Genomic DNA, 8,822 nt, shown 5'->3' with positions numbered 1-8,822 from the left:
TCTACTAATAAAATAGATAAATGAGGACTATAATTAGGTAATAAAACTTATCGTCGCTAACGCTCCGATACCCTGCAATCTTGAATTGCAATCGCCTGCCAATTTGAGTTCCATTCAACTGCAATTTTCAATTGCAGTTGGGTGCAACTTTCGCAATATTACGCAAGTAACATGATGATAATGGAAATAATTATCATTCTGTTCTTCAAAGGTAAGATACTATTGTCATAACATATATAAGAAAACCAGTTTGCGCATTTTTCAACGTAGAGGAAGGAGCTATGCTAATCATATTTAGGTAAGTAAGGTAGTGTTGGGGTTTTTCAAATCTGATAATTGGGGAACAAGCTTCCCCACTTCAACGTTCAAGGCAAAAGCTATTTGTATTAAATTTTGGAGTTCTTACCCAAGCAGGTGTCTTTTGTTTAATTCTCTTACTGTTTTGTAAATAAAATGCCATGTAACAGTTTTAATAAACCACTAAACTTTCAAAGCGTAAGTTCTAGCATTTTAAAGTACATATAAATAGTTTATTTTTGTTGACATAAAAAAGATCTATTCTTAATATATGGTTTATAAAAATAAACCAATTGTAAGAATTAAAATGACAAATTTACTTCCTCGACTCGTTCGATTACGTGATGCTCCAATCTATGTAGGGATGGATAGACATAGATTTAATGATGAAGTACGTCCTAAATTAATAGAAATTCCAATTGGAACACAAGGAATTGCTTTCGACAGACTTGATTTAGACGCCTGGGTGGACGATTATAAGCTCTGTAGTGGTCGTCCTGCGGTAGCCAGACAGAGGAGTATGGAACAATGGGACGAAAAAAATCACCGGGTCTTTTCAAAAGAGGTGAGTACTGGCATATCGATAAAGCGATCTTTGGATGCAGAATTCGAGAAAGCACTAGCACGAGTAGCCTCGAAGAAGCAGAAAAATATTTAGGTAAACGCATTGAAGAAATAAGGCAGGCGTCTGTGTTTGGGGTAAGACCTAAACGCACCTTTATGGAAGCAGCCATTAAATTTTTGGACGAGAATCAACATAAGCGTAGCATCAAAGATGACGCAGGACGTTTACGTATTCTAGTGCAATATATTGGGAAGATGTCTTTAGATTCGATTCATATGGGTACTTTACAGCCATTTATTGATGGGCGACGTAAGGAGCAGTTGAAAACCAGAACCATTAATCATGGTCTTAAGATTGTTCGACGCATCACTAATTTGGCTGCAACAGAATGGCTTGATGAATATGGACTGACCTGGTTACTAAACGCGCCAAAAATTAAATTGTTGCTGGAAGATGACTTGCGTAAACCTTATCCTTTAAGTTGGGATGAGCAGCGTCGGCTCTTTGCTAAGCTGCCTTCGCATTTAGAACAAATGGCATTATTCGCTGTTAATACTGGATGCAGAGAGAGTGAAGTGTGTCACTTGCAATGGGATTGGGAAATTAAGATTCCTCAATTGCCGCACTTAATGGTGTTTATCATTCCCCATGAAATGGTTAAAAATGGTGAAGAGCGCTTGGTAGTCTGTAATCAGACGGCAAAATCGGTAGTTGATAGTCAAAGAGGTAAGCATAAGCAGTTTGTGTTTACCTTTAAAGGCAATCCAGTTACCCGAATGAATAATACAGGTTGGAAAGAAGCTCGCAAGAAAGCTGGTTTGGAGTTTGTAAGAGTTCACGATCTCAAACATACCTTTGGTAGGCGATTAAGATCTGTCGGAGTGAGTTTTGAAGACAGGCAAGATTTGCTGGGGCATTGTTCAGGTCGTATTACAACGCATTACTCATCAGCCGAATTGCAGAATCTATATGAAGCTGGAAACAAGGTTTGCGAAAAGCAACAAAGTGGGGTGGTTCTCACGTTGCTTCGTAATCTAAATAATAGGAAAGAAAAAGATACATCTCATGGACGTAAGGTAGTTAGTTTATGAGTTTGTGTCTACTGTGCCCCACAAAATCCCCACAATGGTTTTTGAGGGGTTGGTAATGGGTAAATGTAACGTATTGATTTTAAAGGTTTTAATTGGTGGGCCCACTAGGACTTGAACCTAGGACCAACGGATTATGAGTCCGCTGCTCTGACCAACTGAGCTATAGGCCCGAAAGGTAGTCATTTTAAACTTAATTTAATTATTGTTCCAGCTTTTTATACCTGTTCATTACTGTTTTTTAATGTATGAACTGGTTAATCAGTTAAAATTTAGGTTTGTTTTTATATTCAGTACATTTTTGCTTTGCCTATAAGGCAAAGCTTACTTAATTCTTCCGTTAGGGAAGGGGGTTTTATTTAATTAACTCTCGTCACTTTCAAGAAAGCTTCTCAGTTTTTCCGAACGAGATGGATGACGAAGTTTACGCAGCGCTTTTGCTTCAATTTGTCGGATACGTTCGCGCGTTACGTCAAATTGTTTACCCACTTCTTCGAGGGTGTGATCGGTATTCATTTCGATACCAAAACGCATACGGAGTACTTTTGCTTCTCTAGGAGTTAATGTTTCCAGTATTTCTAAAGTTGCTTCACGCAGCCCTTCAGCAGTTGCCATATCTATTGGTGATTCGATGTTATTGTCTTCAATAAAATCTCCTAAGTGCGAGTCGTCATCGTCACCAACAGGAGTTTCCATAGAAATAGGCTCTTTAGCAATTTTCAATACTTTGCGAATTTTATCTTCGCTCAATTCCATTCTTTCTGCTAATTCTTCAGGGGTTGCTTCACGACCTACTTCTTGCAAAATTTGTCTAGAAATACGATTAAGCTTATTAATGGTTTCAATCATGTGTACTGGAATACGAATGGTTCGTGCCTGGTCGGCAATCGAACGCGTAATTGCTTGTCTAATCCACCAGGTGGCATAGGTAGAGAACTTATAACCTCGGCGGTATTCAAATTTATCTACCGCTTTCATCAATCCGATGTTACCTTCTTGAATTAAATCAAGAAATTGCAGGCCGCGGTTGGTATATTTTTTAGCAATAGAAATGACTAAACGTAGGTTTGCTTCCACCATTTCTTTCTTGGCACGACGGGCTTTTGCTTCGCCAATAGACATTTTACGGTTGATCTCTTTAATCTCACCAATGGTTAAACCGTATTCTACTTCGAAAGAAACCAAGCGTGATTGGATGCGTAAAATTTCTTCGGTGTGTTCTGAAATACGATTCATGTCAAGCTTTTTAGTATGTTTGGCAATGATAACATTCAACCATTCCAGATCAGTTTCTTGCCCAGGAAACGTATCAATAAATAGTTTTCGTGGAATACGTGCTTTTTCAATGCATAAACGCATAATGCTACGCTCAAATTCACGAATCTGATTGCGTAATTCGCGAAAATGACGTGTTAAACGATCTACTTGTCTGGATGTTAATTTTAGCTTTAAGAAAGCATCCGCCATGGCTTCTAATGATTTATTTGTCTTCGTGTGAGTTCTGCTATTTTCTTTTAATGCGAGCATCGCTGTATTGAAGCATTTGTGTAATTCATCAAAATAAATTTTCGCTTGCTCAGGATTTGGGCCATCATCTACTTCAGTCAAACCACCTTCACCGCCTTCGCCATCTTCGCTGTCTTCTTCATGTAATAGAAGTTCTTCTTGTTGTTGTACTTCATTCAGCATAGAGCCAATATTAGCAGCAGGTGCCATTTCTTCGTCGGAATCAGCAAATCCACTAATAATTTCATTGAGACGAATTTCTTGTGCGATAAAGCGTTTGTAATCATCCAGAACTAATTGTACTGTTTCAGGATATTGCGCCAGCGATCTAAGCACTTGATAAATGCCTTCTTCAATGCGTTTTGCAATACGGATTTCACCTTCCCGAGTCAATAATTCAACGGTGCCCATTTCACGCATGTACATGCGAACAGGATCGGTAGTCCGTCCTGTTTCTTTATCTACAGAGGCAAGAACCATAGCAGCTTCTTCGATGTCTGGTACCTCTTCAGTGTTGAGTAGAAGGGCTAATTCATCATCACCAGGGGGAAGTTCAAATACTTTGATGTTCATGCCTTCAAGCATGCTGATAATGACATCGAAATGTTCTGTATCGACAATGTTAGGCAATAAATCGTTAATTTGACTGTAAGTCAAATAACATTGTTCTTTTCCTAAGCTAATAACTTTGGTTATCTGCGAGCTTTGCTGTTCTTGGTCATTCATGATCATAGGCACTTCTTTTAAGGACGATTTAGACGTTAAAAAATGTTCTGATTATAGACTGGCTAGAGGGAACATGCTAGTAGTTTATTGAACTATTTGCAATGATTTGTTCTATTCCGCACCGGGCTTGGAGTAGAGGGTTTTTTTATTTTTATATATGTCTTTCTTGTACCATTTTTTGCAAACTTATTCGTTCTGTTTCGGTTAAACCATGTCGACGTGATTTATCAATTAGCTGACGAATCATTAATTCCTGGTTTTGTTTCTGTAAAAAAATAACGGTATCAATAAATTCTTTGACTAATTCCTGTTCGGGGACCTGGTGATCCCAAGCAGCTAATCTATTTATAAATTCAAAGTAGTGATGATCGCGCCATGTTTCAATTAAGGATGCGGTATTTGTTTGTGGATTCGCTTCTAATTGATGCAGTAATTTTAACAAAATTTCATGCTCCTTATTATCTAACAAATAAGAAGTAATTTGTTGCGCACAATGAGAATAAATCTCTGGATGTTGCAAAAGCAAGGCTACAGCAATACGCATCGGGGTGCGTGTAATAGCAGTTTTTGTTTGCGATGGAGAAATCACTTGTCCTGGAATCATCCGCTGATCGTTAATCAATTGATTCAAACGATGGCTTTCTATATGAGTTATACGCGCAATCTCATCAATAAGAAGTTGTTTGTAGGATCCCTCGCTCATTTTTTGTAAAAATGGTTTGGTTAGATTAATTAATTGTGTTTTCCCCGCTGGATTATGCAGATTAATGTCTTTTGCTAACGTGTCGAGGAAAAAGCGGTGTAAGGGTATCGCGTGTTGGAGGCGATTTAAAAAATTTTCTTTGCCTTCTGCTCTAACTAAACTGTCTGGATCATGGCCATCTGGTAAAAATACAAAACCAGCGTCCAGCCCCTGATTTAAATGAGGTAAACTGCTTTCGAGACCTCGCCATGCTGCTTGTTTTCCAGCATTATCTCCATCAAAGCAAAAAAAGAGTACTTTAGTATGTTTAGCCAAAAGTTGGATATGATATGTGCTGGTTGCAGTACCCAATGTAGCTACTGCGTTCATGATGCCATGTTGGGCTAAAGCAATGACATCCATATAGCCCTCCACAATAATCAGGTAATCGGGTAATTTTTTTTGATTTAAAATTTGATGTAAACCATACAATTCTCTGCTCTTTTGAAAGATTATGGTTTCTGGGGAGTTAAGGTATTTAGGTTTTTGATCAACATCTAATACACGTCCTCCGAAACCAATAATACGTCCATGACGGTCATGAATAGGAAACATCACTCTATTACGATAACGATCATAGATTTTTCCCTCTTCATTTTTAATTAACATGCCCGTAGTAATCAGATCACGTTGATTATGGGGAAATGCTTTTTCCAGATTGTGCCAGCCTTCATTGGCAAAACCTAACTGGTAAAGTCTGGCTATTTCGCCACTTAACCCTCTATTGCGTAAATAATTGATCGCAAGTTGTCCTTCATGTTTTAGTTTTTTTTGATAATAAAGGCTGACTGCAGATAATAATTTATAGAGATTTTGAGATGCATTATTCTTTTCAGTTAGGCCATCACGCGGTACAGTCAAGCCTAAACGTGTAGCCAGGGTTTCAATTGCGTCAATAAATCCTTGATTAAGGTAATTCATGACAAAGCTAATGGCATTACCTGAGGCACCACAGCCAAAGCAATGATAAAACTGTTTTTTGGCAACTACATTGAAAGAAGGTGATTTTTCATTGTGAAAGGGACAACAGGCAATGTGACTGGTTCCTCTTGTTTTAAGAGGAACATAGCTATCAACTAACTCAACCAGATCAGTACGTTGCAAGAGTTCGTCAATAAACGGCTGTGGGATTAAGCCAGACATGGCTACCTTCAGTTTAATTTAGCCTTAATTAGCATACTGACTTGACCCATATCAGCGCGTCCTTGTAGGGTTGGCTTTAATTGTGCCATGACTTTACCCATGTCAGCCAGTTTTGTAGCATCAGTTGATGTGATGGCATCGTTAACTATTTTTTCAATTTCTGCAGTAGATAAAGGTTCAGGTAAGTACTTGCTTATAATAGACAATTCAAATTGTTCTTGCAAAACCAAATCATCACGACTAGCTTTTTCAAATTGAATTATAGATTCTTTTCGTTGTTTGCTCATTTTATCTAGAATAGCAAGCATTCGTGCTTCATCAACTTCGATACGCTCATCAACTTCGATTTGTTTCACTGCCGCAGTGATTAAACGTAAGGTGGTTAACAAATTTTTATTTTGGGCACGCATTGCATCTTTGATATCGGTGTTGAGGCGTTCTTTTATGGTCATGATGTAATCCTTAGGCTTAGGTTAAGGAAACGATGTTTAAGATAAAATCAAAAGGTCACATAAATGTGACCTTAGCAACTCATACAGAATGAAAAATACTTTATTTACGTCGGTATTTTATACCTGGTCGTGAAGAAGTATCACGCGAAATTTTTTTCAGATGACGTTTTACTGCAGCAGCTTGTTTGCGTTTGCGTTCAGCTGTTGGTTTTTCATAAAATTCACGACGGCGTAGCTCGGTTAAAATACCGGCTTTTTCACAAGAGCGCTTAAAACGGCGCAGTGCGTATTCTGGGTTTTCGCCTTCTTTGACGCGAACTGTAGGCATTAAAATAATCCTCTGATAGTTTGATCTTAATAGGTGGGCAATTCTAGTGCTAGTTGAAGCAATCGTCAAGCTTATCATAAGAAATTATTTTTAACGAAGCATAAATTGAGTGGATAGGGTGGGTATGAGGCTACAATAACAGCGATCTGTGCTATAATCGGCGGTTAATTTATTTTTATCAGGTTTTTCATGTTGGTATTAGGTATCGAGTCTTCCTGTGATGAAACGGGGGTCGCAATATATGATTCTGAAGCAGGGCTATTAGCGCATGCGCTACATTCGCAAATTGACACCCACCGTGTGCATGGTGGGGTTGTTCCAGAGCTTGCTTCACGTGATCATGTGAATTACCTGATTCCTTTAGTAAATGAAGTAATACACCATGCTGGTATTGATAAAAATGAACTTCACGGCATTGCTTATACTGCCGGCCCAGGACTAATTGGTGCTTTACTGGTAGGCTCTTGTTTTGCCAAGAGCCTTGCCTATGGCCTTAATATTCCTGCATTGGCCGTTCATCATCTGGAAGCTCATTTACTTGCTGCAAAAATGGAAACCCCTTCGTTAGAGTTTCCTTTTATTGCGCTTTTGGTTTCTGGTGGTCATTGCCAGTTAATTGAGGTTAGAGCCTTAGGTGAATATCATCTGCTTGGTGATACCTTGGATGATGCCGTAGGAGAGGCTTTCGATAAAACTGCCAAATTGATGGGAATTCCTTATCCTGGAGGTCCAGTATTGGCGGCGCTTGCCGATCAATGTGAATCAACTCCTTATCATTTCCCTCGTCCTATGACTGATAGACCTGGCTTGGATTTTAGTTTCAGTGGTTTAAAAACACATTCATTAACTACCTGGCATCAAAGCATAAAAGATGAACGTGCTCGTTCAGAAATTGCCAAAGCGTTTCAGCTTGCGGTAGTGGACACTTTAATAATTAAATGCAAACGAGCAGTAAAAGAAACTGAATGTAGCCGTTTAGTGGTTGCGGGTGGTGTTGGGGCAAATAAGGCATTACGTAGTGCATTACAAAAATGGATGACCGAAATTGGTGGTGCAATTTATTTTCCAGCTCTGGAGTATTGTACTGATAATGGTGCTATGGTTGCTTATGCAGGTTGTTTGCATATGATGAATGGGGCAAGAGATTTGCAAATGGGGGTTGAGGTTAAAGCTCGTTGGCCGCTTGCTAATTTAAGCGATGCAATTTAGGGAAGGCTATCTACTCAAAACCGTAGTCTTAATTGCGCCGCTTTTATCATCTTCGCACAGTAGAGAACTATTGATAAAACAAAGTGAGATGCGATTTGATAATTCCCGCCTAAGGCGGGAATATAAGTTGACCCATTATTGAAAAAAGATGCTTATTTTTCTATTTTGGGATTAGCTGGTTTCGCTTTTTTTGTTATGGGTTTTTTAGTCGTTGTTGCTTTTTCCACGGCTGGTTTTTTAACTGATTTTTTTGTTTTGGTGACTGTAGGTTTTTCAGATACCGTTGCAACTTCTACTGAAGTTACTTCTGTTACTACCGGAATGGGACTAACAACAGAAGGCTCGTTCATTGCTTCTTCAAGTATGTTGCGTTGTGTTAATTTAATTTTGGGCTCAGTTTTATCGATGAGACGGATAATGTTATCTTTATGCTTAATAATAATTAACACCGCCATTAAGAACAATGGGGGAATAATTTCAATTCGGCCAATAATCATTATTCCATAGAAGGGCGACAAGCAAATAGAAACTAATGAAGCTAAAGACGAGTAACGAGTGAATCTGGCAACTAATAGCCAAGTACCTATAACCATCACACCCACAATAAATTGAAGCCCTAAAAGAGCACCAAGTGCTGTAGCAACACCTTTTCCTCCTTGAAAGTCAAAAAAAACAGGGTACATGTGGCCAATGACTGCAGCCAAAGCAACAAAGCCTATAACCATTGGATCGGTTAAAAATATTCTGGCAATGAGTACAGGAATAA

7 protein-coding genes and 1 tRNA gene are annotated in these 8,822 nt (G+C 38.7%); 2 read left to right on the top strand and 6 right to left on the bottom strand.

The annotated features are described in order from the left end of the window. Positions 1-825 precede the first annotated feature (825 nt). On the top strand, positions 826-1,953 hold the full coding sequence (locus WA877_RS01300; protein WP_425169137.1) for a tyrosine-type recombinase/integrase: 1,128 nt from the start codon (positions 826-828) through the stop codon (positions 1,951-1,953). Positions 1,954-2,046: 93 nt separating this feature from the next. On the opposite strand, the gene WA877_RS01295 is transcribed toward WA877_RS01300, so the two are convergent. The 5 genes from WA877_RS01295 to rpsU all read right to left on the bottom strand — a co-directional run bounded on the left by WA877_RS01295 (position 2,047) and on the right by rpsU (position 6,847). Further along, positions 2,047-2,123: transfer RNA gene (locus WA877_RS01295), tRNA-Ile, on the bottom strand. Positions 2,124-2,313: 190 nt separating this feature from the next. Further along, positions 2,314-4,188, bottom strand: a complete 1,875-nt coding sequence (rpoD, locus tag WA877_RS01290; RefSeq protein WP_425169136.1) for an RNA polymerase sigma factor RpoD — start codon at positions 4,186-4,188, stop codon at positions 2,314-2,316. Between the two features lie 145 nt (positions 4,189-4,333). Then, positions 4,334-6,067, bottom strand: coding sequence for a DNA primase (gene dnaG / locus WA877_RS01285; RefSeq protein ID WP_425169135.1), 1,734 nt, complete (start codon positions 6,065-6,067; stop codon positions 4,334-4,336). An 8-nt stretch (positions 6,068-6,075) separates the two neighbouring features. Beyond that, positions 6,076-6,519: a GatB/YqeY domain-containing protein gene (locus WA877_RS01280; RefSeq protein WP_425169134.1), complete on the bottom strand. Its 444-nt coding sequence runs from the start codon at positions 6,517-6,519 to the stop codon at positions 6,076-6,078. Positions 6,520-6,619: 100 nt separating this feature from the next. Beyond that, positions 6,620-6,847: a 30S ribosomal protein S21 gene (rpsU, locus tag WA877_RS01275; RefSeq protein ID WP_425169133.1), complete on the bottom strand. Its 228-nt coding sequence runs from the start codon at positions 6,845-6,847 to the stop codon at positions 6,620-6,622. 189 nt (positions 6,848-7,036) lie between these two features. Here rpsU and tsaD point away from each other — a divergent pair, with 189 nt between their 5' ends. Further along, positions 7,037-8,056 (top strand): tRNA (adenosine(37)-N6)-threonylcarbamoyltransferase complex transferase subunit TsaD, encoded by a 1,020-nt coding sequence (tsaD, locus tag WA877_RS01270; RefSeq protein ID WP_425169132.1) that lies wholly within the window; start codon positions 7,037-7,039, stop codon positions 8,054-8,056. A gap of 152 nt (positions 8,057-8,208) precedes the next feature. On the opposite strand, the gene WA877_RS01265 is transcribed toward tsaD, so the two are convergent. Continuing rightward, a partial coding sequence (locus WA877_RS01265) for a glycerol-3-phosphate acyltransferase (RefSeq protein ID WP_425169131.1) occupies positions 8,209-8,822 on the bottom strand: 614 nt, incomplete at its 5' end.

The sequence above is a fragment of the Legionella sp. genome, from assembly GCF_049790535.1.
GTDB lineage: Bacteria > Pseudomonadota > Gammaproteobacteria > Legionellales > Legionellaceae > Legionella.
This window is presented reverse-complemented; position numbering and strand designations above follow the sequence as displayed.